Raw genomic sequence first — 23,595 nt, forward strand, 5'->3', positions numbered from 1 at the left:
CACGCGCCGGACTTCTTTCCAGAACTCAGCCTTTTTTGAAGAACAGGCTTTCCACATCCCCCGAAACCGCCACCTTGCCCTCGGCGATCCATGCCCGATGCTTGTCGAGGCGCTTGAGATCGTAGAGGTAATTGACCATCAGGCCGTAGGACTGCTTCAGCCCCTTGGGCGAAGGATCGCCGGCCCAGTTGAGGCGCTCCACGCGCGCGCCGTTGCCCAGGTGAAAACGCGCCACCGGATCGGCCGGCGTGCCGTCGACCAGCGTGCGGCCCAGGTATTCGGCCGCGGCCTGCAAGAGCCACTGGCGCAGCGGCGACTTGGCATCGAGCGTGGCCGGCGCCTCCACCGCGGCAAGCAGCCGCTCGGCGGTCGGCGGCAGCGATCCGACGAGGCGGCCGAGCTCGGCCTCGCGCTTTTCATCCAGGCGCGGCAGCAGCTCGGCGGCATTCCGGGCGAGCCAGCTGCGAAAGCCCGGGATCGGCGACAGCGTGGCAAAGGTCTTCAGGCGCGGCAGCTCTTCCCGCAGCGTCTCGACCACGCGCTTGATGAGCGAATCGCCAAAGCTCACGCCGCGCAGCCCGGTCTGCGTGTTGCTGATCGAATAGAAGATGGCGGTGGTGGCCTTGGCCGGCTGGATCGGCACGGCGGCCTCATCGAGCAGCGGCGTGATGCCATCGCTGATGCGGTCGACCAGCGCCACCTCGACGAAGATCAGCGGCTCGTTGGGCAGCCGCGGATGGAAGAAGCCGTAGCAGCGGCGGTCGCTGTCGTCGAGCCGGTTCTTCACGTCGGTCCAGCTCTTGATGTCGTGCACGGCCTCGTAGCGGATCAGCTTCTCGATCAGCGACGCCGGCGAATGCCAATCGATCCGGCGCAGTTCAAGGAAGGCGACGTCGAACCAGGTGGAGAACAGGTGCTCCAGTTCGGCATCGAGCGCGAGCAGCCGCTTGTCCGACTTGAGGAACGGCAGCAGCTCGGCGCGCAGGTCGACCAGGAAGCGCATGCCCTCGGGCTCGACTGCAAAACGCTGCAAGAGGCGCATGCGCGGCGACACCAGCGCGCGCCTCAGCCGCAGTTCGGCCTGTCCTTCGTCGGGCGTTCCCACGGCGGCCTGGTGCTGGTCGCGCGCGGACTTGAGCTTGTGCGGATCGGCCGCGAAATGCTCGCTCATGAGCGCCCAGTAGTCGCGCCGCTCCTCGGGCGTGGCGGCGGCATATTCGCGTGCAATGGCATGGGCCCGGCGCCCGCCCTCGACCTCGCTCACGCGCGGATCGATCACCGCCTGTAGGGCCGTGAGCACGCGGCGCAGCGCGCGCGGCGACAGGGCCTCGTCGGCCTTGCGCAGCGTGGCCTGCAGCCGCTCGGCGGTCGATCGCATGCTGGGTTTTGCGGCCGTCCTGGGTGCGCCGCGGGCCGCGCCGTCGGATGCCACGGGCACCTTGGCTGCGGCCTTTTCGCCGGACTTCTCGCCAGAGCGCAGTCGCGCCTGGAACCACTCGGTCGCACTCATCGACAAGCTCCAATGCTGTGGGCTGCGGGAATGCCGTCTTCTTTCAGGCGGTTCACGACATCACCCTGGATTTCTGTTGCCGCGCCACCGCGCGCAGCGCCTCGCGCTGGCGCGTCAGGTGCGTGCGCATGGCCGCGTCCGCGCCCTCGCTGTCGCGCGCCTTGAGCGCCGCGAACACCGCCAGGTGCTCCGACAGGCTCTGCTCGAGCCGGCCCGGCGCATGCAGCTGCTGAAGCCGCGCCAGCTTGAGAATTTTGCGCAGATCGCCAATCACCTGCGCCAGCCACTTGTTATCGGCCAGCTGGATGATGGCCTCGTGGATCTGGTGGTTGGTGGCGTAGTAGTCGTTGATGCGCTTGGCCTTGGCGTGGCGCACCAGCCGTTCGTGCAGCACGTCGAGCTCGCTGAGTTCCGCATCGCTGGCGTTGCGCGCTGCCTCGTAGGCACAGCGGCCTTCGAGCAGCGCGATGACGGGAAATATCTCGTCCAGATCGCGCTCCGTCACCTCGCGCACGAAGCAGCCGCGCCGCGGCTCGTGGCGCAGCAGGCCTTCGGCCGTGAGCACCTTGAGCGCCTCGCGCAAGGGCGTGCGCGAGATCGACAGCCGCTCGCACAGCGCGGCCTCGTCCAGGAAGCTGCCCGGCACCAGCGCGCCCGCGAAGATCTGCTCGCGCAGCGTGGCGGCGACTTCGTCGTGCAGGGAGTTGGGGACCAGGCGCATGGCGGTTGGAGGAAATCCGGCTCGCGTAATTTTCTGTAATTACGCGTAATTGTGAGGCGCGCCCGAAGGAGCCGCAAGGCCGCGCATCCCCTGCGCGGCCCGTGCTTACCCTGAGGACGCGATGCTCAGGCGCTCGCCGGCTGGCGGCGCTGCGCGGCCCAGGTCCACAGGCCGATGCCGAAGATCACCATCGGCACGCTGAGCCACTGCCCCTGGCTCAGGTTCAGCGCGCGCAGGCCCAGGAAATCGTCGGGCTCGCGGAAATACTCGGCAATGAAGCGCAGCACGCCGTAGCCGATCAGGAACACCGCGGCCACCTGCCCCTGCTTGCGTTCCTTGCGGGCGTACAGCCACATGATGGCAAACAGCAGAAGCCCCTCGAGCAGGAACTGGTACACCTGCGAGGGGTGGCGCGGCAGCATCGAGCCGCTCTGCGGAAACACCATGCCCCAGGGCAGGTCGGGGCTGCTGAAGCGGCCCCAGAGCTCGCCGTTGATGAAGTTGCCGACGCGCCCCGCCGCCAGGCCCGTGGGCACGCAGGGCGAGACGAAATCCATCACCTGCCAGAACGGCCGCGCGCGCGAATGCGCGAACCAGACCATCGCGCCGATCACGCCCAGCAGGCCGCCATGGAAGCTCATGCCGCCCTGCCACACGTAGAGGATCTCGAGCGGATGCGAGAGATAGAACTCGGGCTTGTAGAACAGGCAATAGCCAAGCCGCCCGCCCACGATGACGCCCATCACGCCCAGGAAGAGGATGTCCTCGATGTCCTTGCGCTGCCAGGCGCCCTGCCCGACCAGCGAGCGGTACGGTTCGTGGTGCAGCCGGCGGGTGCCGAGAAAATAGAACAGCGCGAACGCGGCCAGGTAGGTCAGGCCGTACCAGTGGATGGCCACGGGCCCGAGTTGCAGGGCGACAGGATTGATCTGCGGATACATGAGCATCCGCGGATTGTGCCCGGCCCGAATGTCGCGGCCGGCACGGGGGCGTTCAGGGCGATGTCAGTGCCCGAAACCCCGCCGAGCAGCCGGCCCCGAGCGCGATCCGGCTGGATCAGCGCGTGGTGTAGCCACCGTTGGCAAAGATGGTCTGGCCGGTGATCCACCAGCCTTCGGTGACCAGGAAGCGGACGATGGGCGCGATGTCCTCGATGTCGGTCAGGCCCTTCTTCGAGAACTTGCTGAGCGCCGCCGCACTGCTGTGGTATTCGACGGCTTCCTTGCTTTCCTGGCCGTAGAAGAACGGCGTGTCCATCGGTCCGGGGCCGATCGCGTTGACCGAGATGCCGCGCTCGCCGAACTCCTTGGAGGCCGCGCGCGTGTAGTGCTCCACCGCCGCCTTCGAGGCCGGATAGATCGCGTAGAACGGCGTGTAGGCCGCCAGCAGCGAGCTCACCAGCGACACGATGCTGCCGCCATCGGCCAGCGTGCGTCCGGCCTGCTGGATGAAGAAGAACGCGGCCTTGGCGTTGGCGTCGAAGCTCTTGTCGTAGTCGGCTTCGGTGACATCGAGGATCGGCTTCTTGATCACCACGCCCGCGGTGTTGATGGCGATGTCGACCTGCCCGAAGTGCTTCACGGCCTGGTCGAACAGCCGGACGTTGTTCTCCACCACGGCAAGGTCACCCTGCACCAGCAGCGTGCCGGCGCCCTTGGCCTCGAGCTCGGCGGCGGTCTTCTCGGCCTCCTTGCGCGAGGCATCGCTGTTGTAGTGGATGGCGATGCCGCGGGCGCCGCCGTCGACCAGTTGATGGCCGATGAGCGCGCCAAGGTTCTTGCCGCCGCCGGCGATGACGGCGACCTTGTTCTGGAGAGTGCGTGCAGACATGGAATGGCCTCCTGCTGAAGAGCGTTGATGTGAATCGGGAAGCTTCAGTCTATTGATGGCAAGTTCCGGAATAAATCAACAATCCGGCGCTAGACTGTTCGTAGAACCACGAACAATTCGACTGGCACGCATGGACCGCATCGACCTTCTCAAGGTGTTCCTGCGCGTGGCCGAAACCGGCAGCTTCACGCGTGCGGCCGATCGGCTCGCGCTGCCGCGCGCCACCATTTCCACGGCGGTGCAGCAGCTCGAGGCGAAGCTGGGCTCGCGCCTGCTGCACCGGACCACGCGGCGCGTCGGCCTCACGCCCGACGGCGAGGTGCTGCTGGAACGCGCCCGCACGCTCGTGGCCGACATGGAAGACATCGAGCAGCAGTTCCTGCCCTCGCGCAGCCAGGTGAGCGGACGGCTCAAGATCGATGTGCCAAGCCGCATCGCGCGGCGGCTCATCGCGCCGGCGCTGCCGGATTTCTTCGAGCGCTACCCGGCGATCGAGCTCGAGCTCGGCTCCAGCGACCGTGCGGTGGACCTGGTGCTCGAAGGTGTCGATTGCGCGTTGCGCGTGGGTCCGTTGGCCAGCAGCAGCCTGGTCGCGCGGCCGCTCGGGCATTTCACGCTGATCAATTGCGCGAGCCCGGCCTACCTGGCGCGCCATGGCACGCCGCGCACGCCGGCGGACCTGCCGGAGCACATCGCGGTCAACTACGCCTCCCCGACCAGCGGCCGCGCGGCGCCCTGGGAGTGGCAGCGCGACGGCGAGACCGCGACACTGCGCATGCGCAGCCAGGTCAGCGCAAACAACGCCGAGACCTACATCGCCTGCGCGCTGGCAGGCCTCGGGCTGATCCAGATCCCGGCCTACGACGTGCGCGAACACCTCGCGGCCGGCGAGCTGGCCGAGGTGCTGCCCGAGGCACGCGCCCAGCCGCTGCCGGTGCACCTGGTCTATCCGCACCGGCGCAATCTCTCGCGCCGCATGCAAGCCTTCGCGGGCTGGCTCGAGACGCTGCTCGCCGCCTCGCTCGATACGCCCGCAGCACCGCGGCCGGCCGGCCCACGAACGCCGCGCAGGTAGGCGGCCCTACGTTGCCCGCCCCGTGCGCTCGCGCACGAATTCCACGAAGCGCGCGAGCGCCGGATGCGCGGCCTGCGCGGGCCACACGAGGCTGGTTTCGCAGGCTGGCAGCGCCACGCGGCGCCGGCCCGTGCCCTTGAACTCGCCGGCCTGCCGATAGACCACCCCGGCGCGCCGGAACTGCATCACGCTGTGCGGCACCCAGGCCACGCCGATGCCGCCGGAGACGAGGTTGACGATGGTCTGCATCTGGATCGCCTCCTGCGCCACCTGCGGCGTGCGCCCCGCCGCGTGATAGAGGTCGAAGACCGCATCGTGCAGCGACGGCACGATGCGGCGCGGAAAGATCACGAGCGGCTCGGCCAGCGCCTCGGCCAGCGGCACGGGCCGCGCACGCGCGAGCCGGTGCTGCGACGGCAGCGCCAGCACCAGCGCTTCCTCCTCCACCGGCAGGCGCGCGAGCCCGGGCGGCGCGGCGCCCGGCGAATGCAGCATCAGGCCGGCATCGATCTCGCCGCGCGCAAAAGCCTCGAGCTGCACGTCGCCCGTGGCTTCGACCAGTTCGAGCGCCACCTCCGGGCAGCGCACGCGGAACTCGCGCACCCAGGCCGGCAGCTGCTCGAAGCCGACAGTCGAGACAAAGGCGATGCGCACGCGCCCCACCTGCCCCGCCGCCGCCGCACGGGCCCGCGCCGGCAGCGCCTGGGCGCGCGCCAGCAGCTCGCGCACGTCGGGCAGCAGCGCCTCGCCGGCCGGCGTGAGCGCCACGCGCCGGCGCGTGCGGTCGAACAGCACGACACCCAGTGTCTTTTCAAGCTGGGCAATGGCCTGCGTGACCGGCGGCTGGGTCATGTGCAGCCGCAGCGCGGCGCGGCCGAAGTGCAGCTCCTCGGCCACGGCCACGAACTGGCGCCAGGCGCGCAGGTCGATCAAGGCATCTTTCATATGCCAAGCATATCAATCGGCGCACAAGAATGGATTGGAATGAATCAATGAGAAGTCCGATACTTGGAATTCCCCTCGATCTCCCCACGACACAAGAGACACCATGGACACCAAGCCAATCCAGATCAACCGCCGCAGCGCCAACATCGTCGAAGGCAAGAGCCGCGCGCCCAACCGCTCGATGTTCTATGCCATGGGCTACGAAAAGGCCGACTTCAAGAAGCCGATGGTCGGCGTCGCCAATGGCCACAGCACCATCACGCCGTGCAACTCGGGCCTGCAGAAGCTGGCCGACGCGGCCATCGCGGGCATCGAGGAAGCCGGCGGCAACGCGCAGGTGTTCGGCACCCCCACCATCTCCGACGGCATGGCCATGGGCACCGAAGGCATGAAGTACTCGCTGGTGAGCCGCGAGGTCATCTCCGACTGCATCGAGACCTGCGTGGGCGGCCAGTGGATGGACGGCGTGCTGGTGGTCGGCGGCTGCGACAAGAACATGCCGGGCGGCCTCATGGGCATGCTGCGCGCCAACGTGCCGGCCATCTATGTCTACGGCGGCACCATCCTGCCGGGCCGCTACAAGGGACAGGACCTCAACATCGTGAGCGTGTTCGAGGCCGTGGGCCAGAACGCCGCCGGCAACATGAGCGACGAGGACCTGCACGAGATCGAGAAGCGCGCCATTCCCGGCACCGGCTCCTGCGGCGGCATGTACACCGCCAACACCATGTCCAGCGCATTCGAGGCGCTGGGCATCTCGCTGCCCTACTCGTCCACCATGGCCAACCCGCACGACGAGAAGGCCAATTCGGCCAAGGAATCGGCCAAGGTGCTGATCGAGGCCATCAAGAAAGACATCAAGCCGCGCGACATCGTCACCAAGAAGGCCATCGAGAACGCGGTGGCGGTGATCATGGCCACCGGCGGCTCCACCAACGCGGTGCTGCACTTCCTGGCCATTGCGCATGCGGCCGGCGTCGAGTGGTCCATCGACGACTTCGAGCGCATGCGCAAGAAGGTGCCGGTGCTGTGCGACCTGAAGCCCTCGGGCAAGTACCTCGCGGTCGACCTGCACCAGGCCGGCGGCATCCCGCAGGTCATGAAGGTGCTGCTGAACGCGGGCCTGCTGCACGGCGACTGCATCACCATCACCGGCCAGACAATCGCCGAAGTGCTGAAGGACGTGCCCGACGTGCCGCGCGCCGACCAGGACGTGATCCGCCCGATCGACAAGCCGATGTACGAAGAAGGCCACCTGGCCATCCTCAAGGGCAACCTGTCGCCCGAAGGCGCGGTCGCCAAGATCACCGGCCTCAAGAACCCGGTCATCACCGGCCCGGCGCGCGTGTTCGACGACGAGCAGTCGGCGCTCAAGGCCATCCTGGACGGCAAGATCAAGGCCGGCGACGTGATGGTGCTGCGCTACCTCGGCCCCAAGGGCGGCCCGGGCATGCCCGAGATGCTGGCACCCACGGGCGCGCTGATCGGCGCGGGCCTCGGCGAAAGCGTGGGCCTGATCACCGACGGCCGCTTCTCGGGCGGCACCTGGGGCATGGTGGTGGGCCACGTCGCGCCTGAAGCAGCCGCGGGCGGCACCATCGCCTTCGTGAACGAGGGCGACTCGATCACCATCGATGCGCACAAGCTGGTGCTCGAACTCAACGTGCCCGAAGCCGAGCTGTCCAAGCGCCGCGAAGGCTGGAAGCCGCCGGCGCCGCGCTACACGCGCGGCGTGCAGGCCAAGTTCGCGTTCAATGCCTCGAGCGCCAGCTCGGGCGCGGTGCTCGACAAGTTCTGAGGCCGGCCAGCGCCTGCCGGGTCAGCGCTTGGGGCGCTGGCCCTTGCTGCCGGGCAGGCCCATGTTGCTGCGCTGGCGGTCGATGCGTGCCTGCTTGCGCGCCTCTTCGCGCTCGACGACCTTGCGCTTGGTGTAGCCCGACGAGTCGGCCCATGCCCACCACGCCACGGCCATGGCAAAGGGCGACAGCACGATCCACCAGCTCCAGCCGGCCACCATGCCCACCTCGAAATACTTGAGGCCCACGCCGAGCAGGCCCAACAGCAGAAAAAGCATCGCGAATCCCTCCGGGTTTTTGTTGGCAACGCTTCCGGACGCCGGTCCACGGCGCTACCTACAATCGCGTTGCATCGAATGTAACCCAGCCATTACGAACAAAGCCCCATGAAAAGACTCCTGTCACTCGCGGTTCTCGGCCTCGGCCTGGCGGCGCCCGCCTTTGCCGACCTGGCACTGGCGACGTCGAAGAACTGCATGAGCTGCCACGCGGTGGACCGCAAGGTGCTCGGCCCCGCCTTCAAGGACGTGGCCGCCAAGTACAAGGGCAACGCCGGTGCCGTCGACATGCTGGCGGCAAAGATCATCAAGGGCGGCTCGGGCGTGTGGGGGCCGTTGGCGATGCCGGCCAACACCCAGGTGAGCGAAGCCGACGCCAAGAAGCTCGCGGCCTGGGTGCTGCTGGCGCGCTGACGCGGCGGCTCGTCAGATCCGCGGATCGATGTCCGTGGGCAGCGGCTTGCGCTCGATGCGGTCTTCGAGCTGGCCGATGTGCGCGGCCACGGTGTTGTCGGACTGCTCCGAGCGCTGGCGGATCACGCTCTCGAGCTGCCCCAGCCGCGTCAGCAGCGCGGCATGCCGATCGGCGTTCTGCGCCATGTGCTTGGTTTCCTGCGCTTCGAGGAAATTGCGCAGCTCGGTGAAGCGCGAGGCCTCGGCCTTGTCGGCCAGGTCGCGCTGCACCTGCATTTCCCTGTTGTGGCGCTTGGCATCGAGCAGCACCGAACTGTGCAGGTACAGGACGTAGACCAGGAAGAACACGCCCAGGGCCACGGTCAGGCCCAGCATCATGAGGCCCAGCGGCGCCGACACGGTCATGAAGCCCAGCGACACCGGCACCGGTGCCGAGAGCGTGCCCCAGTTGAGCGCGGCGAGCGCCGCGATCAGCAGCAGGATGGCGAAAAGGAAAGCAGATCTCACGCCCATGGGGGCCTCCTTCGTAAAGATCGAACACAGTGAACCCGCCATGCACGTCGAGGTGCATGGCAACTGCGCCGGTTTTACCTCAGGCCGCGGGCCGCCATGGCCCCTGCTTCCCACTTACGGCCATGTCCTACAGATCGAATCAGTTGGTCTGTGACAACTGCTCCAGGATCGCCGGATTTTCCAGCGTCGAGATGTCCTGCGTGATGGCCTCGCCCTTGGCAATGCTGCGCAGCAGGCGCCGCATGATCTTGCCGCTGCGCGTCTTGGGCAGGTTCTCGCCGAAGCGGATGTCCTTGGGCTTGGCGATCGGGCCGATCTCCTTGGCCACCCAGGCGCGCAGTTCGTTGGCGATCTGCTTGGCCTCCTCGCCGCTCGGGCGCCCGCGCTTGAGCACCACGAAGGCGCACACCGCCTCGCCCGTCACGTCGTCGGGCCGCCCCACCACCGCCGCCTCGGCCACCAGGTCGGTCTTGGACACCAGCGCCGATTCGATCTCCATCGTGCCCAGGCGATGCCCCGAGACGTTCAGCACGTCGTCGATGCGCCCGGTGATGCGGAAGTAGCCGCGGTCTTCGCTGCGCACCGCGCCGTCCCCGGCCAGGTAGATGGTGCCGCCCATCTCCTCGGGGAAGTAGCTCTTCCTGAAGCGCTCGGGGTCGTTCCAGATGGTGCGGATCATCGAGGGCCAGGGCCGCTTGATGACCAGCATGCCGCCCGCGCCGTTGGGCAGGTCCTTGCCGGTCTCGTCCACGATGGCGGCCATGATGCCCGGCAGCGGCAGCGTGCACGAGCCCGGCACCAGCGGCGTGGCGCCCGGCAAGGGCGTGATGACGTGGCCGCCGGTCTCGGTCTGCCAGAAGGTGTCGACGATCGGACATTTCTCATGGCCGATGTTCCGGTGGTACCACATCCAGGCTTCGGGGTTGATGGGCTCGCCGACCGAGCCGAGGATGCGCAGGCTGTCCAGGTTCCAGTTCTTCGGGTGCACCTTCTCGTCCGATTCGGCGGCCTTGATGAGCGAGCGGATGGCGGTGGGGGCGGTGTAGAAGACGCTGACCTGGTGCCGCTCGATCATCTGCCAGAAGCGCCCGGCGTGCGGGAAGGTGGGGATGCCCTCGAACACGACCTGGGTGGCGCCGGCGGCGAGCGGGCCGTAGGCGACGTAGGTGTGGCCGGTGATCCAGCCGATGTCGGCGGTGCACCAGAAGACGTCCTCGGGCCGGATGTCGAAGGTCCAGTCCATGGTGAGCCGGGCCCACAGCAGGTAGCCGCCGGTGGCGTGCTGCACGCCCTTGGGCTTGCCGGTGGAGCCGGAGGTGTAGAGGATGAAGAGGGGGTGCTCGGCATTGACGGGCACGGGCGGGCAGTCGGTGCTCTGGCCCTGGAGCGCTTCGGCGAAGGTCTTGTCGCGGCCTTCGACACGCGCCCAGGCGCTGGCGGTGCGTTCGTAGACGAAGACGGTGCGGATGGATTCGCAGCCGCCCAGGGCGATGCCGTCGTCGACGATGGCCTTGAGGGGCAGTTCCTTGCCGCCGCGCAGCTGGTAGTTGGCGGTGATGACGGCCACGGCGCCGGCGTCGATGATGCGCTCCTGCAGGGCCTTGGCGGAGAAGCCGCCGAACACCACGCTGTGGGTGGCGCCGATGCGCGCGCAGGCCTGCATGGCGACCACGCCCTCGATGGTCATGGGCATGTAGATGATGACGCGGTCGCCCTTGCCGATGCCGGCGGCCTTCAGGGCGTTGGCGAACTGGCTCACGCGGGCGAGCAGTTCCTTGTAGCTGACGCGGGTGACGGCGCCGTCGTCGGCCTCGAAGACGATGGCGGTCTTGTGTTCGATGGGGGTGCCGATGTGGCGGTCCAGGCAGTTGGCGCTGGCGTTGAGTTCGCCGTCGCCGAACCACTCGTAGAACGGCGCCTTGGATTCGTCCAGGGTGCGGCTGAAGGGTTGGGTCCAGTCCAGGTTCTCGCGCGCCAGGCGGCTCCAGAAGCCTTCGAAGTCCTGTTCGGCTTCCTGGCACAGGGCCTCGTAGGCGGCCATGCCGGCAATGCGCGCGCCGGCGCTGGCGCGGGCGTCGGGAGGGAACACGCGGTTCTCGACCAGGACGGATTCGATGTTCTTCGATGCGCTGCTGCTCATTTTCTTGTCTCCTTGATCTAGGTGCGGCCGTAATGTCGGCGGGCCCACTTACGGGCCACTGACGGTTGCGATGTTAGTTCGCAGGGTTATCACGAGTCGGACATGGGGGCACCTCTAGAATCGCCGGTCGTTTCCAACCATCCTCTCCATGTCCGCACCCGAATCCTTCGACCGCCCGAATACGCCTGTTCCAGCCCGCGGCTCGCCGCTGCGGCCGCTGCCCAAGCTGATTTTCGCGAGCCGCTGGCTGCAGCTGCCGCTCTACCTGGGACTGATCGTGGCGCAGGCGGTGTACGTGGTGCACTTCCTGGTCGAGCTGCTGCACCTGGTGGAGGCAGCCTTCGGCAGCAAGGACGCGCTGCAGGCGCTGATCACCAGCATCGGCTACAAGACCACCGCGCCGGTGGGCACGCTCAACGAAACAGTGATCATGCTGGTGGTGCTGGCGCTGATCGACGTGGTGATGATCTCCAACCTGCTGATCATGGTGATCGTGGGCGGCTACGAAACCTTCGTGAGCCGCATGGACCTCGAAGGCCACCGCGACCAGCCCGAGTGGCTGAGCCATGTGAACGCCTCGGTGCTCAAGGTCAAGCTGGCCACCGCCATCATCGGCATCAGCTCGATCCACCTGCTGAAGACCTTCATCAACGCGGACAACTACACCGACCGCGTGCTGATTGCGCAGACCGTGATCCACATCGCCTTCCTGTTCTCGGCCATGGCCATCGCCTACACCGACAGGCTCATGGCGCCCGCCGTGCCGCAGGGCGGCGGTTCGCACTGAGCGCCGGGCCTGCCTGCGGCAGGTCCCAGGCGGGCACGCCGGTGAAACGCCTGGCAAGAAAGTCGAGCATCGTGCGCAGCGTGGCAGGCATGTGCTTGCGCGAGGCATACACCGCATACATGCCGACCACCTGCGGCTCGAATTCCGGGAACAGCCGCACCAGCTCGCCGGCCTGCAGCAGGCCGGCGGTCAGGTAGGTCGGCAGCATCGCGATGCCGGCCCCGGCCCGCGCCAGGTGCATCAGGCTCGCGGCATCGTTGGTCGACACGTTGCCGCCCACGGCCACCGAAACGGGCGTGCCGTCTTCCTTGCGCGTGAAATTCCAGAGGCTGCGCCCGAAGTACGAGTGCGTGAGGCAGTTGCGCTGGGCCAGCTCCTCCACGCGCAGCGGCCGCCCCTGCTCCTTCAGGTAGCCGGGTGATGCGCACACCACCGAGCGGCAATCGGTGAGCCGCCGCGCAATGAGGTTGGGATCGATCTCCACCGCCACGCGGATCGCCAGGTCGATGCGCTCGTCCACCAGGTTCACCGCCCGGTCCAGCAGCACCAGGTCGACCGCCACGCCGGGATAGAGCCGCACGTAGTCGGCCACCGCATCGGCCAGCTGCGCCTGTGCGAACGAGGTGCTGGCCGTGATGCGCAGCTGGCCGCGCGGCGCCTCGGCCGGCTGCCGCACGGCCTCCTGCATGTCGCCCGCGAGCTCCAGCACCTGGCGGCAGCGCGGCAGCAGTTCCTCGCCCGCCGCCGTGAGGCTCAGCCGGCGCGTCGTGCGGTGCAAGAGGCGCGCGCCGGTCCATTGCTCGAGCTCGGCCACGTAGCGCGTGACCACCGGGCGCGAGAGGTCGAGCTTGTCGGCCGCGGCCGAAAGGCTGCCCGCATCCACCACGGTGACGAACACGCGCATTGCATTCAATCGGTCCATTCGAACGATTTTAGGAATAAACAAGCGCGCAATTCGAGGTATTTCTTTCGAAAGCAGAAACCTAAGATGCGCTTCATCCCAACCACTTTCTGGAGCCATTCCATGAGCCACATCGCCATCATCGGCGCCACCGGACGCGCCGGCGGCCGCCTTCTCGAAGAGGCCCTGCGCCGCGGCCACACCGTGACGACCATTGCGCGCAAGGCGAGCGAAAAACTCTCGGGCCGCGCCAACGTGAAGGCGGTCGACCTCGACGTGCTCGACAGCGCCGCGCTCGAAAAGACGCTGGCCGGCCACGACGCCGTCTTCAGCGCCGCGCACTTCTCCACCGTGCCGCCCGCGGCCATCATCGAGCCGGCCAAGCGCGCAGGCGTGAAGCGCCTGCTGGTGGTCGGCGGCGCCGGCAGCCTGTTCGCGGCGCCGGGCCTGAAGGTGATCGACACGCCGAACTTCCCCGAGGCCTACAAGGCCGAGGCCACGGCCGGCGGCGTGTTCCTGGAGGCGCTGCGCAACGAGAAGGAACTCGACTGGACTTTTCTCTCGCCCTCGGCCGAGTTCGTCGAAGGCGAGCGCACGGGCAAGTTCCGCCTGGGCAAGGACGACCTGCTCGTGAGCGCCGAAGGCCGCAGCTGGATCACCTTCGAGGACTACGCGATCGCGTTCATCGACGAGCTCGAAAAACCGGCGCACTCGCGCCAGCGCTACACCATCGGCTACTGATCAACGGCCGGTCATGTTCTCCGGCACCACCCACTGGTCGAACTGCTCGGCCGTGAGGTGGCCCGAGGCAATCGCGGCTTCGCGCAGGCTGGTGCCTTCCTTGTGCGCCTTCTTCGCGATGTAGGCCGACTTGTCATAGCCGATGTGCGTGTTGAGTGCGGTCACGAGCATCAGCGAACGCTGAACCAGTTCGGTGATCCGCTCGCGGTTCGGCTCGATGCCCACCGCGCAGTGGTCGTTGAAGCTCACCATGCCGTCGGCCAAGAGGCGCACGCTCTGCAGGAAGTTGTGCGCCACCATCGGGCGGAACACGTTCAGCTCGAAGTTGCCCGAGGCGCCGCCGATGTTGATGGCCACGTCGTTGCCGAACACCTGCGCGGCCAGCATCGTGACGGCTTCGCTCTGTGTCGGGTTGACCTTGCCCGGCATGATCGACGAGCCCGGTTCGTTCTCCGGAATGCTCAGTTCGCCGATGCCGCTGCGCGGGCCGCTCGCGAGCCAGCGCACGTCGTTGGCAATCTTGTTCATGCTGGCGGCAAGTGTCTTGAGCGCGCCGTGGGCATGCACCAGCGCGTCGACGCTGGCCATGGCTTCGAACTTGTTGGGCGCGGTCACGAACGGCAGGCCCGTGAGCTTGGCCAGCTCGGCCGCCACCTGCTCGGCATAGCCCTTGGGCGCATTGAGCCCGGTGCCGACGGCCGTGCCGCCCAGCGCCAGTTCGCACAGGTGCGGCAGCGCGGCGCGCACATGCGCCTCGCCATGCGCGAGCTGCGCCACATAGCCCGAGAACTCCTGGCCCAGCGTGAGCGGCGTGGCGTCCTGCAGGTGGGTGCGGCCGATCTTCACGATGTCGGCAAAGTCCTTCGACTTCTGTTCGAGCGTGCCGCGCAGCCTGGCGATGGCCGGCAGCAGCTTGTGCGTGATGGCCTCGACCGCCGCCACGTGCATGGCGGTGGGAAACACGTCGTTGCTCGACTGGCTGCGGTTCACGTCGTCGTTCGGGTGCACGAGGCGCCCTTCCCCGCGCTCGCCGCCGAGCAGTTCGCTCGCGCGGTTGGCCAGCACCTCGTTGACGTTCATGTTGGTCTGCGTGCCCGAGCCGGTCTGCCACACCACCAGCGGAAACTCGCCCGGGTGCTTGCCGGCAATGACCTCGTCGGCCGCGGCCACGATGGCCTTGGTTTTTTTCTCATCCTGCAAGCCCAGCGCGTGGTTGACCACGGCCGAGGCGCGCTTGACCTGCGCCAGCGCCTTGATGATCTCGCGCGGCTGCTGCTCGCCGGAGATGTCGAAATTCTGCAGCGAGCGCTGCGTCTGCGCACCCCACAGCTTGTCGGCCGGCACGTCGATCGGTCCGAAGGTATCGCGCTCGGCACGGGTCTTGGGGGAAGTCGTCATGTGAAAAAACTCCGCAGTCTTGGATGGTCGCGCCGCCTGATCGGGCGCGGGCCCGAGTATCGGCCAACAAGAATAGCTCGCATCTGACGGGGCCATTGAGCCGCCGCCGACATCACGTTACGCCCGTCGGGTTGACTCGCGTCATGTCAAAAAGTTATAATTGTGAGCTTCAGACGACCAACAAGTCATGTAAATCATGGTTGGTCGGCCCTGCACTACTCGCGGATCTCCGAATCCCGTCGCGGTGCGAGGTTCTCCCCGCCGGGCCCTGTCCGGCGAACCGGCCGGATCGTTCCGGCCCCACTGCCACGCCACCCTTTCGGCGGGCACTGGTTTCGTCGCCACGTCGTCTTCAGTGCCTGCCGGCAGCCTCCAGGGCTCGCCGGGCCATTGCACGCGTTCGCTCGCGCTCTGTGTTCGCAGCCTGTCGGCTGATGGCGTGACCATTGCCGCTTCGCGCTTTGTCGCAGCGGCGCTGTGTCCAACCTTCACACAAGGAGCCCCGGCGTATGGCCAAAGGAATTCTCATCGACCATGTCTTCAAGGTGTTCGGCGACGCGCCCGAACAGGCGCTCGAACTCGTCCGCCAAGGTTTTTCGAAGAAGGAGATCCTTGCGCAAACGGGCCAGTCGATCGGCGTGTTCGATGCCACCTTCGAGATCCAGGCCGGCGAGATCTTCGTCATCATGGGCCTCTCGGGTTCGGGCAAGTCGACGCTGGTGCGCCTGCTGAACCGGCTGATCGAGCCGACCGCCGGGCGCATCGTGATCGACGGCGCGGACATCAACGAGCATTCCGACGCCAGGCTGCGCGCGCTGCGCCGCAAGGACATCAGCATGGTGTTCCAGTCCTTCGCGCTGATGCCGCACATGACGGTGCGCGAGAACACCGCCTTCGGCCTCGAACTGTCGGGCACCAGCAAGAAGGAACGCCTCGCGCAGGCCGACCTGGCGCTCGCGCAGGTGGGCCTCGCGGGCTGGGGCGACAGCTACCCCGACGAGCTCTCGGGCGGCATGCAGCAGCGCGTGGGCCTCGCGCGCGCGCTGGCCTCGGACCCGTCGATCCTCCTGATGGACGAGGCCTTCTCGGCGCTCGACCCGATCATCCGCACCGAGATGCAGTCGGAACTGCTGCGGCTGCAGAAGGAGCAGCGGCGCACCATCGTCTTCATCTCGCACGACCTCGACGAGGCCATGCGCATCGGCGACCGCATCGCGATCATGAAGGATGGCCAGGTGATCCAGGTCGGCACGCCCGACGAGATCCTGCGCAGCCCCGCCGACGACTACGTGCGCAGCTTCGTGCGCGGCGTCGATGCGGCGGCCGTGTTCAAGGCGGCGGACATCGCGCGCAAGTCGCTCACGGTGGTGTGCGAGCACCCCGAGCGCGGTGCGCGCGCGGCGCTCAAGCTGCTGGAAGACCAGGACCGCGACTTCGCCTACGTGACGAGCCCGAACAAGCGCTTCCTCGGCGTGGTGTCGGCGGACACGCTGCGCGGCGCGCTCGAAGGGCATTCGGGCTCGCTGGGGCTGCAGCATGCATTCATCGGCGACCTGCCGCGCATCGATGCCGAAGCTCCGGTGGCAGGCCTGATCGGCCAGCTCGCGCAGGCGCCGTGCGCGCTGCCGGTGGTGGCGAACGACGGCCGCTTCTGCGGTGCGATCAGCAAGACGACGCTGCTCAAGTTCCTCGACCGCGACACGCCGCCGATCGAGCCCGTCCCGCCCAACGCCGCACCCGCGCTCGCCGCCGAGCCGCACTGAAGAATTCACGAAGGCCCCCTGAACGATGAACGACAACACACTTCCTTCCGACCTGAGCACCCCCGCAACTCCCGCCTTCGCCGATCCGTGGGAAGCGCTCTCGGCCGCGCCCGACACCTCGACCACCAGCGCCTGGCTCGACGCGCCCGCCGACACCGCCCATCAGCTGGCCGGCTCGGCCGATGCCACGGCCAGCGGCTTGCAGCTGCACCGCCTGTGGGACGGCTCCCTGCCCGTCGAATCCTGGATCAACCAGGGCCTGGGCTGGGTGGTCGAACATTTCCGCCCCTTCTTCCAGACCGTGCGCCTGCCCATCGACAGCACGCTGAACTGGGTGCAGAGCCTGCTGACCGGCCTGCCGACGCTCGCGATGATCGCGCTGATCGGCCTCTTCGCCTGGCAGTTCGCCGGCCGTGCGCTCGCCATCGGCACCACGGTGGCGCTGCTGCTCGTGGCCATGCTGGGCATCTGGCCCGAAGCCATGGTGACGCTGTCGCTGGTGCTGACCTCGCTGGTGTTCTGCATGATCATCGGCCTGCCGCTCGGCGTGCTGCTGGCCAGCAGCGACCGCGCGCAGCGCCTCATGCGCCCGGTGCTCGACGCGATGCAGACCACGCCCGCCTTCGTCTACCTGGTGCCGGTGGTGATGCTGTTCGGCATCGGCAACGTGCCCGGCGTGATCGTGACCATCATCTTCGCGCTGGCGCCGCTGGTGCGCCTGACCAACCTGGGCCTGCGCCAGGTGCGGCCCGACCTGATCGAGGCCGCGCGTGCCTACGGCGCCTCGCCCTGGCAGATGCTGGTGAAGGTGCAGCTGCCGCTGGCCATGCCCTCGATCATGGCGGGCATCAACCAGGCGCTGATGCTGTCGCTGTCGATGGTGGTGATCGCCTCGATGATCGCTGTCGGCGGCCTGGGCCAGATGGTGCTGCGCGGCATCGGCCGGCTCGACATGGGTCTCGCGACCGTGGGCGGCCTGGGCATCGTGCTGCTGGCGATTTCGCTCGACCGGCTCACGCAGGCCATGGGCAAGTCGCGCCGCAGCGCCGGGCGCCGCTGGTGGCACACCGGCCCGGCCGGCCTGGCACTGCGCCTGCTGCAGCGCCTCGTGGGCACGCCGCCCCGCGGTGACGGTGCGAACGAGCCCGTTCCCGCCCTCGCTACGCAAGCGCAATGAGCCGTCACGCAGGAAATCAACGCATGAAGAAAACCAGTCTCGTCCTTGTCCGCGGCCTGCTGGCCCTCGGTTTCGCCGCCTTCGGCATGGGCGCACAGGCCGCCAATGACCTGCCCGGCCAGGGCATCACCGTGCAGCCGCTCAAGAGCTCGCTTGCCGAAGAGGCGTTCCAGACGCTGCTCGTGATGCGCGCGCTCGAGAAGCTCGGCTACACGGTGGAGCCCATGAAGGACCTCGAACCCGCCACCGAGCACCTGGCCATCGCCAATGGCGACGCCACTTTCATGGCCAACCACTGGAGCCTGCTGCACGCCGACTTCTACAAGAACAGCGGCGGCGACGCCAAGCTGTGGCGCAAGGGCGTGTACTCGGACGGCGCGGTGCAGGGCTACCTGATCGATCGCAAGACGGCCGAGCAGTACAACATCAGCAGCATCGCGCAGCTGAAGGACCCGGCCATCGCCAGGCTGTTCGATGCCGATGGCGACGGCAAGGCCGACCTGACGGGCTGCAACCCGGGCTGGGGCTGCGAACTGGCGATCGAGAACCACCTGACGGCCTACCAGCTGCGCGACACCGTCACGCACAAGCAGGGCAGCTATGCCGCGCTGATGGCCGACACCATCGCCCGCTTCAAGCAGGACAAGCCGGTGCTGTACTACACCTGGACGCCCTACTGGGTCAGCGCGGTGCTGCGGCCCGGTGCGGACGTGGTGTGGCTGCAGGTGCCCTTCTCGTCCTCCCAGGGCGGCAACGCGGACACGCAGCTTCCCAACGGCAAGAACTACGGCTTCCAGGCCAACCAGGAGCAGATCGTCGCCAACCGGGCCTTCGTCGAGAAAAACCCGGCCGCCGGCCGGCTGTTCGAGGTGATGAAACTGCCGATCGGCGACATCAACGCCCAGAACCTGCGCATGAGCCAGGGCGCCAACACGCAGCAAGACCTGGAGCGCCACACTGACGGCTGGATCCGGGCGCACCGGCCGCTGTTCGACGGCTGGATCGAGCAAGCCCGGGCCGCCGCAAGGTAGAACGCGGCGGCTGAGATAATCGGGGGGCGTTTTCACACTCCAAAAAACACCCCCCACCATGACGACCACGATCCAGCAGGCCGACCTGATCGAATCGATCAGCGCCGCGCTGCAGTACATCAGCTACTACCATCCCGCCGACTACATCGCCCACCTGGCCCGCGCCTACGAGCGCGAGCAGAGCCCCGCCGCCAAGGACGCCATCGCGCAGATCCTGACCAACAGCAAGATGAGCGCCACGGGCCACCGCCCGATCTGCCAGGACACCGGCATCGTCAACGTGTTCCTCAAGGTGGGCATGGACGTGCGCTGGGGCGGCTTCACCGGCAGCCTGGACGACGCCATCAACGAAGGCGTGCGCCGCGGCTACAACCACCCCGACAACACGCTGCGCGCCTCGGTCGTGGCCGATCCGCAGTTCGACCGCAAGAACACCAAGGACAACACGCCCGCGGTGATCTTCACCGAGATCGTTCCAGGCAACACGGTCGAGGTGACGGTCGCGGCCAAGGGCGGCGGCAGCGAGAACAAGAGCAAGCTCGTGATGCTGAACCCCGGCGACAGCGTGGTCGACTGGGTGCTCAAGACCGTGCCGACCATGGGCGCCGGCTGGTGCCCGCCCGGCATGCTGGGCATCGGCATCGGCGGCACGGCCGAGAAGGCCGCGCTGATGGCCAAGGAAAGCCTGATGGACGACCTCGACATGCACGAGCTGCAGGCCAAGAAGGCCTCGGGCGCCGAGCTCAGCAAGGTCGAGGCGCTGCGCATCGAGCTGTACGAGAAGGTCAATGCGCTGGGCATCGGCGCGCAGGGGCTGGGCGGCCTGGCCACCGTGCTCGACATCAAGATCAAGATGTACCCCACGCACGCGGCCAGCAAGCCGGTGGCAATGATCCCCAACTGCGCGGCCACGCGGCATGCGCACTTCGTGATGGACGGCAGCGGCGCGGTCTACCTCGACCCGCCCTCGCTCGACCTCTGGCCCGACGTCAACTGGACGCCCGATGAAAAGAAGAGCAAGCGCGTCGACCTCGACAAGCTCACGCCCGCCGAAGTGGCGAGCTGGAAGCCCGGCGACACGCTGCTGCTCAACGGCAAGATGCTCACCGGCCGCGATGCCGCGCACAAGCGCATCCAGGACATGCTGGCCAAGGGCGAGAAGCTGCCGGTGGACTTCACGAACCGCGTCATCTACTACGTCGGCCCGGTCGATCCGGTCGGCGGCGAGGCCGTGGGCCCGGCCGGCCCGACCACCGCCACGCGCATGGACGGCTTCACCGAAATGATGCTGGCCCAGACCGGCCTGATCGCGATGATCGGCAAGGCCGAGCGCGGCCCGGTCGCCATCGAGGCGATCAAGAAGCACAAGAGCGCCTATCTCATGGCCGTGGGCGGTGCCGCCTACCTCGTGAGCAAGGCGATCAAGACCGCCAAGGTGGTGGGCTTCGAGGACCTGGGCATGGAAGCCATCTATGAATTCGACGTGGTCGACATGCCGGTGACGGTGGCGGTCGATGCCGGCGGCACCAGCGCGCACATCACCGGCCCGGCCGAGTGGCAGAAGCGCATTGCCAGCGGCGAGTTCAAGACCATCATGATGGAAGAGGCTTGAACAACCCGGTCGGCGTCTTCGACAGCGGCGTCGGCGGGCTCAGCGTGCTGGCCGCGCTGCGCGCCGAGCTGCCGCACGAGCGCTTCGTGTACTTTGCCGACACCGCGTTCGCGCCCTATGGCGAGCGCGGCGATGCCTACGTGATCGAGCGCTCGCGCAAGGTGGCGGAGCAACTGATGGCCGAGCACGGCATCAAGGCGCTGGTGGTGGCCTGCAACACGGCCACCACGGCCGCGATCCACCTGCTGCGCGCCGAGCATCCGGCCTTGCCCATCGTCGGCCTGGAGCCTGCGCTCAAGCCCGCCGTGGCGACCAGCCGCACCGGCCACATCGCGGTGATGGCCACGCGCGGAACGCTGGCCAGCGCCAAATACGCGGCGCTGCGCGACTCCTTCGCAGGAACAGCCAATGTGCGTGCCGTGCCCTGCGACGGGCTCGTGAAGGCGATCGAGGGCTTCGACACCGCAGCCATCACCGAACTCTGCGCCCGCTACATGGCCGAAGCCGGCCCCTTCGGCGACGCACCCGGCCAGGTCGATACCGTCGTGCTCGGCTGCACCCACTACCCGCTCGTGAAGAACGAGCTGCAGCGCCATGCGCCGCCCGCGCTGCGCTTCATCGACACCGGCGCGCCGGTCGCGCAGCAGGCCCGGCGCGTGCTGGCTTCGCTCGGCCGCCTCGCGGACAGCGGCGAAGGCGGGCTGGTCCTGCAGGGCAGCGGCGATGCGGCCGTGCTCGAAGCCGCCGCCGCGCACTGGCTGCAACAGCCCCAAGCTGCTCCGGCTGCTGCCGCAACCGCTGCCTGAAGCCGATCCGACAACAACATGCGTCTTCGTCTTTTGCGCTGCGCCCTGCTGCTGCTCGGCCTCTCGGCAGCAGGCCTCGGCCATGCGGCCTGCGAGAGCGGCCTTGCCGAGCGCATGCATGCCAAGCTCCATCCGAACCGCCCGCTCGACGAGCGCCTGGCCGCCTGCAAGCCCTGGCCCGCCTTTCCGGGCCGCAGCATCGTGGTGCTGCCCGTGCCGCGCGAAACCAGCAGCACGGGCGCCAAGGTCTTCGACCTGGAGCTGCTGCTGATCCAGCGGCCCGACAACGGCAACACCGAGCGCGACACGGTGATCGGCCGCATCTTCCAGCCCGAGGCGCTCGACGAAGACGCCGCCACCGCCATCCAGGACATCCGCATCGACACCTCGCGCTACGTGCTGTCGTCCGACACGCGCGCCTTCGGGCTGCGCGTGCGCTACCGGGGCACGGCGCCGGGCAGCACGGTGGCCAGCGAAACCATCCGCCTCTACGTGCACCACGGCAGCAAGCTGCGCGAGGTGCTGCAGGAAGTCGAGCTCGACCACGACAGCGGCGAATGGGACAGCAGCTGCACCGGCCGCTTCGAGCAGCTTCGCACCATGCTTTCGGTCGGCAAGTCGGCGAGCAACGGCTATGCCGATCTGCAGCTGTCGCGCACGCTGGTGCAGAGCCGCGCGCAGATGCAGGAAGACCAGAGCTGCACCGAGAAGGCCATGCCCGCGCGCTTCAATACCGTGACGCTGCGCTACGACGGCGAGCGCTACCGCGTGCCCAAGTCGCTGCGCCAGCAGCCGCCCTGAGCCGGCCGGTTCAGGCGCCGCGCAGCGCGGCCGCCCTGCCGCGCGCCATGTCGATCGGCAGCAACAGCAGCAGCCCCGCAATGAACAGCGCCGCGGTCGAGAGAATCGCAATGCGCTGGTTGCCGCCCGCGGCCCAGGTGATGGCGCCGAACATCAGCGGACCGATGATGCCCGCGAGCCGCGTGGCAAAGGTCCAGAGCCCGAAGAACTCCGCAAGCTGCCGCGGCGGCGCCAGGAAGCCCGTCATCGCGCGGCCGGCCGACTGGCTCGAGCCCATCGCAAGCCCTGCAATGGCGGCAGCCCACCAGAAGGTGCCCTTGGTGGTCGCCATCGCGGCAATCACGCAGACCGCGATCCAGGCCACCAGCGTGCCGGCCAGCGAGATCTTGTGGCCGATGCGGTCCTGCACGTAGCCGAAGCCGAAGGCGCCGACAGCGGCCGCGATGTTGAGCACGAAGATCAGCACCATGGTCTCGCTCGCCACGAAGCCGATGACCTGCTCGGCATAGATGGCGGCGAGCGTGATGGCCACTGCCACGCCGCCCTGGTAGCAGACGGTGCAGACCAGCAGCTGCATGAAATCGCGGTAGGCGCGGGCCTGCCCGAAGGTGGCGCGCAATTGCTGCCATGCGCCCACTGCGCTGCCGGCCGCACGGGGCTGCGCACGCTCGGGCAGGAGCGCGAAGGTGGCGCAGGCGGCTGCGCCGTAGATGGCCGCGGTGATCAGCATCGTGACCGGGACGAAGTGCGATGCAGGCAGGCCTTTGGCCTGGGCCGACAGCACGTAGGCCAGGCACAGCCCGAGCGCCAGCATGCCGCCGACGTAGCCGAAGCTCCAGCCCCATCCGCTGACCTTGCCCATGCCCTCGGCGGTCGCGAGTTCAGGCAGGAAGGCGCCGGTCAGCGACTCGCCGTAGGAATAGAAGGTGTTGGAGACGATGATCAGCGCCATGGCAACCGCAACGCCCATGGCCCCCGAGAACCTCGGCGTGAATGCGAGCGCCGCCGTGGCAAGTACGCAGCCCAGCGTCGCCACGGCGAGCACGCGCTTCTTGGCGGCACGCCGGTCGGCCCAGGCGCCGATCGCGGGCATCGAAAGCATGACGACGGCATAGGACGCGCTGAGCGCCGCAGTCCAGGCAAATGCGGCCCACGGCGCCCCCTTGGCGATGCCGCCCACGAAGTAGGCGGCAAACACGGCCGTGATGACGACCGTGGTGTAGCCGGAATTCGCAAAGTCGTACATGGCCCAGCCGAACACCTCGCGCTTGCGCACGCCGGCGTTCAGGGCAGATGACGGAAACAGCGCCATGCGGCGACGGATGATCGACCGGGCGCCGGACGCAGCCTTGGCCC

Annotated in this window: 22 protein-coding genes; 11 read left to right on the forward strand and 11 right to left on the reverse strand. The window is 67.9% G+C overall.

Going from position 1 to position 23,595, the window contains the following annotated elements; translation table 11 throughout:
• Nucleotides 1–25 precede the first annotated feature (25 nt).
• The 4 genes from VPA02S_RS00200 to VPA02S_RS00215 all read right to left on the reverse strand — a co-directional run bounded on the left by VPA02S_RS00200 (nucleotide 26) and on the right by VPA02S_RS00215 (nucleotide 4,061).
• Complete coding sequence (locus VPA02S_RS00200; protein ID WP_062364356.1) at nucleotides 26–1,510, reverse strand: malonyl-CoA decarboxylase; 1,485 nt, start codon at nucleotides 1,508–1,510, stop codon at nucleotides 26–28.
• Nucleotides 1,511–1,562: 52 nt separating this feature from the next.
• On the reverse strand, nucleotides 1,563–2,231 hold the full coding sequence (locus VPA02S_RS00205) for a GntR family transcriptional regulator (protein ID WP_012747644.1): 669 nt from the start codon (nucleotides 2,229–2,231) through the stop codon (nucleotides 1,563–1,565).
• 125 nt (nucleotides 2,232–2,356) lie between these two features.
• Nucleotides 2,357–3,178: a prolipoprotein diacylglyceryl transferase gene (lgt, locus tag VPA02S_RS00210; protein WP_018905073.1), complete on the reverse strand. Its 822-nt coding sequence runs from the start codon at nucleotides 3,176–3,178 to the stop codon at nucleotides 2,357–2,359.
• A gap of 109 nt (nucleotides 3,179–3,287) precedes the next feature.
• Nucleotides 3,288–4,061 carry an SDR family oxidoreductase gene (locus tag VPA02S_RS00215; RefSeq protein WP_012747642.1) on the reverse strand — a complete coding sequence of 258 codons (774 nt, stop codon included), beginning with the start codon at nucleotides 4,059–4,061 and terminating at the stop codon, nucleotides 3,288–3,290.
• 130 nt (nucleotides 4,062–4,191) lie between these two features.
• Between VPA02S_RS00215 and VPA02S_RS00220 the strand changes: the two genes are divergently transcribed.
• Nucleotides 4,192–5,136, forward strand: a complete 945-nt coding sequence (locus tag VPA02S_RS00220; protein WP_018905074.1) for a LysR family transcriptional regulator — start codon at nucleotides 4,192–4,194, stop codon at nucleotides 5,134–5,136.
• A 6-nt stretch (nucleotides 5,137–5,142) separates the two neighbouring features.
• Here VPA02S_RS00220 and VPA02S_RS00225 read toward each other — a convergent pair whose 3' ends face one another.
• Nucleotides 5,143–6,081: a LysR family transcriptional regulator gene (locus tag VPA02S_RS00225; protein ID WP_012747640.1), complete on the reverse strand. Its 939-nt coding sequence runs from the start codon at nucleotides 6,079–6,081 to the stop codon at nucleotides 5,143–5,145.
• Between the two features lie 103 nt (nucleotides 6,082–6,184).
• Between VPA02S_RS00225 and ilvD the strand changes: the two genes are divergently transcribed.
• Nucleotides 6,185–7,879, forward strand: a complete 1,695-nt coding sequence (ilvD, locus tag VPA02S_RS00230) for a dihydroxy-acid dehydratase (protein WP_062361459.1) — start codon at nucleotides 6,185–6,187, stop codon at nucleotides 7,877–7,879.
• Nucleotides 7,880–7,900: 21 nt separating this feature from the next.
• On the opposite strand, the gene VPA02S_RS00235 is transcribed toward ilvD, so the two are convergent.
• Nucleotides 7,901–8,155: a TIGR04438 family Trp-rich protein gene (locus tag VPA02S_RS00235; RefSeq protein WP_012747638.1), complete on the reverse strand. Its 255-nt coding sequence runs from the start codon at nucleotides 8,153–8,155 to the stop codon at nucleotides 7,901–7,903.
• A 108-nt stretch (nucleotides 8,156–8,263) separates the two neighbouring features.
• Between VPA02S_RS00235 and VPA02S_RS00240 the strand changes: the two genes are divergently transcribed.
• The gene (locus VPA02S_RS00240) at nucleotides 8,264–8,569 is read left to right on the forward strand and encodes a c-type cytochrome (RefSeq protein ID WP_018905076.1); all 306 of its coding nucleotides are present in this window, start codon (nucleotides 8,264–8,266) and stop codon (nucleotides 8,567–8,569) included.
• A 12-nt stretch (nucleotides 8,570–8,581) separates the two neighbouring features.
• On the opposite strand, the gene VPA02S_RS00245 is transcribed toward VPA02S_RS00240, so the two are convergent.
• Both VPA02S_RS00245 and acs read right to left on the reverse strand, forming a co-directional pair.
• Complete coding sequence (locus VPA02S_RS00245; protein WP_012747636.1) at nucleotides 8,582–9,082, reverse strand: hypothetical protein; 501 nt, start codon at nucleotides 9,080–9,082, stop codon at nucleotides 8,582–8,584.
• A gap of 139 nt (nucleotides 9,083–9,221) precedes the next feature.
• Nucleotides 9,222–11,222, reverse strand: coding sequence for an acetate--CoA ligase (acs, locus tag VPA02S_RS00250; protein ID WP_062361462.1), 2,001 nt, complete (start codon nucleotides 11,220–11,222; stop codon nucleotides 9,222–9,224).
• Nucleotides 11,223–11,370: 148 nt separating this feature from the next.
• Here acs and VPA02S_RS00255 point away from each other — a divergent pair, with 148 nt between their 5' ends.
• Nucleotides 11,371–12,009, forward strand: coding sequence for a YqhA family protein (locus VPA02S_RS00255; protein ID WP_012747634.1), 639 nt, complete (start codon nucleotides 11,371–11,373; stop codon nucleotides 12,007–12,009).
• Here VPA02S_RS00255 and VPA02S_RS00260 read toward each other — a convergent pair.
• Complete coding sequence (locus VPA02S_RS00260) at nucleotides 11,969–12,931, reverse strand: LysR family transcriptional regulator (protein ID WP_018907284.1); 963 nt, start codon at nucleotides 12,929–12,931, stop codon at nucleotides 11,969–11,971. The genes VPA02S_RS00255 and VPA02S_RS00260 overlap by 41 nt on opposite strands.
• A gap of 102 nt (nucleotides 12,932–13,033) precedes the next feature.
• Between VPA02S_RS00260 and VPA02S_RS00265 the strand changes: the two genes are divergently transcribed.
• On the forward strand, nucleotides 13,034–13,651 hold the full coding sequence (locus VPA02S_RS00265; protein ID WP_026284323.1) for an NAD(P)-dependent oxidoreductase: 618 nt from the start codon (nucleotides 13,034–13,036) through the stop codon (nucleotides 13,649–13,651).
• On the opposite strand, the gene fumC is transcribed toward VPA02S_RS00265, so the two are convergent.
• Nucleotides 13,652–15,049 carry a class II fumarate hydratase gene (gene fumC, locus VPA02S_RS00270; RefSeq protein WP_018907286.1) on the reverse strand — a complete coding sequence of 466 codons (1,398 nt, stop codon included), beginning with the start codon at nucleotides 15,047–15,049 and terminating at the stop codon, nucleotides 13,652–13,654.
• A 509-nt stretch (nucleotides 15,050–15,558) separates the two neighbouring features.
• On the opposite strand from fumC, the gene proV reads away from it, so the two are divergent.
• The 6 genes from proV to VPA02S_RS00300 are packed head-to-tail and all read left to right on the forward strand — an operon-like array spanning nucleotide 15,559 to nucleotide 22,239.
• Entirely contained in the window at nucleotides 15,559–16,812 is a 1,254-nt protein-coding gene (gene proV / locus VPA02S_RS00275; RefSeq protein WP_018907287.1) for a glycine betaine/L-proline ABC transporter ATP-binding protein ProV, read from the forward strand.
• Between the two features lie 25 nt (nucleotides 16,813–16,837).
• Nucleotides 16,838–17,989: a glycine betaine/L-proline ABC transporter permease ProW gene (proW, locus tag VPA02S_RS00280; protein ID WP_018907288.1), complete on the forward strand. Its 1,152-nt coding sequence runs from the start codon at nucleotides 16,838–16,840 to the stop codon at nucleotides 17,987–17,989.
• 23 nt (nucleotides 17,990–18,012) lie between these two features.
• On the forward strand, nucleotides 18,013–19,020 hold the full coding sequence (gene proX, locus VPA02S_RS00285) for a glycine betaine/L-proline ABC transporter substrate-binding protein ProX (protein WP_018907289.1): 1,008 nt from the start codon (nucleotides 18,013–18,015) through the stop codon (nucleotides 19,018–19,020).
• A 58-nt stretch (nucleotides 19,021–19,078) separates the two neighbouring features.
• A complete protein-coding gene (locus VPA02S_RS00290; RefSeq protein ID WP_018907290.1) occupies nucleotides 19,079–20,632 on the forward strand; it encodes a fumarate hydratase in 1,554 nt (517 codons plus the stop codon).
• Nucleotides 20,629–21,438: a glutamate racemase gene (murI, locus tag VPA02S_RS00295; protein ID WP_018907291.1), complete on the forward strand. Its 810-nt coding sequence runs from the start codon at nucleotides 20,629–20,631 to the stop codon at nucleotides 21,436–21,438. Before VPA02S_RS00290 ends, murI begins: the two co-directional genes overlap by 4 nt.
• An 18-nt stretch (nucleotides 21,439–21,456) precedes the next feature.
• Entirely contained in the window at nucleotides 21,457–22,239 is a 783-nt protein-coding gene (locus VPA02S_RS00300) for a PA3715 family protein (RefSeq protein ID WP_018907292.1), read from the forward strand.
• A gap of 10 nt (nucleotides 22,240–22,249) precedes the next feature.
• Here the strand turns inward: VPA02S_RS00300 and VPA02S_RS00305 are convergent, their stop codons facing one another.
• On the reverse strand, nucleotides 22,250–23,551 hold the full coding sequence (locus VPA02S_RS00305) for an MFS transporter (RefSeq protein ID WP_012747624.1): 1,302 nt from the start codon (nucleotides 23,549–23,551) through the stop codon (nucleotides 22,250–22,252).
• Nucleotides 23,552–23,595 lie beyond the last annotated feature (44 nt).

Origin of the sequence: Variovorax paradoxus NBRC 15149, assembly GCF_001591365.1 — a bacterium.
GTDB classification, from domain to species: Bacteria; Pseudomonadota; Gammaproteobacteria; order Burkholderiales; family Burkholderiaceae_C; genus Variovorax; species Variovorax paradoxus.

What these genes read in the sequence shown, in the direction of transcription:
- VPA02S_RS00200 (WP_062364356.1), bottom strand. Translation starts at nt 1,510, where the DNA reads ATGAGTGCGACCGAGTGGTTCCAGGCGCGACTGCGCTCTGGCGAGAAG.
- VPA02S_RS00205 (WP_012747644.1), bottom strand. Translation starts at nt 2,231, where the DNA reads ATGCGCCTGGTCCCCAACTCCCTGCACGACGAAGTCGCCGCCACGCTG.
- lgt (WP_018905073.1), bottom strand. Translation starts at nt 3,178, where the DNA reads ATGCTCATGTATCCGCAGATCAATCCTGTCGCCCTGCAACTCGGGCCC.
- VPA02S_RS00215 (WP_012747642.1), bottom strand. Translation starts at nt 4,061, where the DNA reads ATGTCTGCACGCACTCTCCAGAACAAGGTCGCCGTCATCGCCGGCGGC.
- VPA02S_RS00220 (WP_018905074.1), top strand. Translation starts at nt 4,192, where the DNA reads ATGGACCGCATCGACCTTCTCAAGGTGTTCCTGCGCGTGGCCGAAACC.
- VPA02S_RS00225 (WP_012747640.1), bottom strand. Translation starts at nt 6,081, where the DNA reads ATGAAAGATGCCTTGATCGACCTGCGCGCCTGGCGCCAGTTCGTGGCC.
- ilvD (WP_062361459.1), top strand. Translation starts at nt 6,185, where the DNA reads ATGGACACCAAGCCAATCCAGATCAACCGCCGCAGCGCCAACATCGTC.
- VPA02S_RS00235 (WP_012747638.1), bottom strand. Translation starts at nt 8,155, where the DNA reads ATGCTTTTTCTGCTGTTGGGCCTGCTCGGCGTGGGCCTCAAGTATTTC.
- VPA02S_RS00240 (WP_018905076.1), top strand. Translation starts at nt 8,264, where the DNA reads ATGAAAAGACTCCTGTCACTCGCGGTTCTCGGCCTCGGCCTGGCGGCG.
- VPA02S_RS00245 (WP_012747636.1), bottom strand. Translation starts at nt 9,082, where the DNA reads ATGGGCGTGAGATCTGCTTTCCTTTTCGCCATCCTGCTGCTGATCGCG.
- acs (WP_062361462.1), bottom strand. Translation starts at nt 11,222, where the DNA reads ATGAGCAGCAGCGCATCGAAGAACATCGAATCCGTCCTGGTCGAGAAC.
- VPA02S_RS00255 (WP_012747634.1), top strand. Translation starts at nt 11,371, where the DNA reads ATGTCCGCACCCGAATCCTTCGACCGCCCGAATACGCCTGTTCCAGCC.
- VPA02S_RS00260 (WP_018907284.1), bottom strand. Translation starts at nt 12,931, where the DNA reads ATGGACCGATTGAATGCAATGCGCGTGTTCGTCACCGTGGTGGATGCG.
- VPA02S_RS00265 (WP_026284323.1), top strand. Translation starts at nt 13,034, where the DNA reads ATGAGCCACATCGCCATCATCGGCGCCACCGGACGCGCCGGCGGCCGC.
- fumC (WP_018907286.1), bottom strand. Translation starts at nt 15,049, where the DNA reads ATGACGACTTCCCCCAAGACCCGTGCCGAGCGCGATACCTTCGGACCG.
- proV (WP_018907287.1), top strand. Translation starts at nt 15,559, where the DNA reads ATGGCCAAAGGAATTCTCATCGACCATGTCTTCAAGGTGTTCGGCGAC.
- proW (WP_018907288.1), top strand. Translation starts at nt 16,838, where the DNA reads ATGAACGACAACACACTTCCTTCCGACCTGAGCACCCCCGCAACTCCC.
- proX (WP_018907289.1), top strand. Translation starts at nt 18,013, where the DNA reads ATGAAGAAAACCAGTCTCGTCCTTGTCCGCGGCCTGCTGGCCCTCGGT.
- VPA02S_RS00290 (WP_018907290.1), top strand. Translation starts at nt 19,079, where the DNA reads ATGACGACCACGATCCAGCAGGCCGACCTGATCGAATCGATCAGCGCC.
- VPA02S_RS00300 (WP_018907292.1), top strand. Translation starts at nt 21,457, where the DNA reads ATGCGTCTTCGTCTTTTGCGCTGCGCCCTGCTGCTGCTCGGCCTCTCG.
- VPA02S_RS00305 (WP_012747624.1), bottom strand. Translation starts at nt 23,551, where the DNA reads ATGGCGCTGTTTCCGTCATCTGCCCTGAACGCCGGCGTGCGCAAGCGC.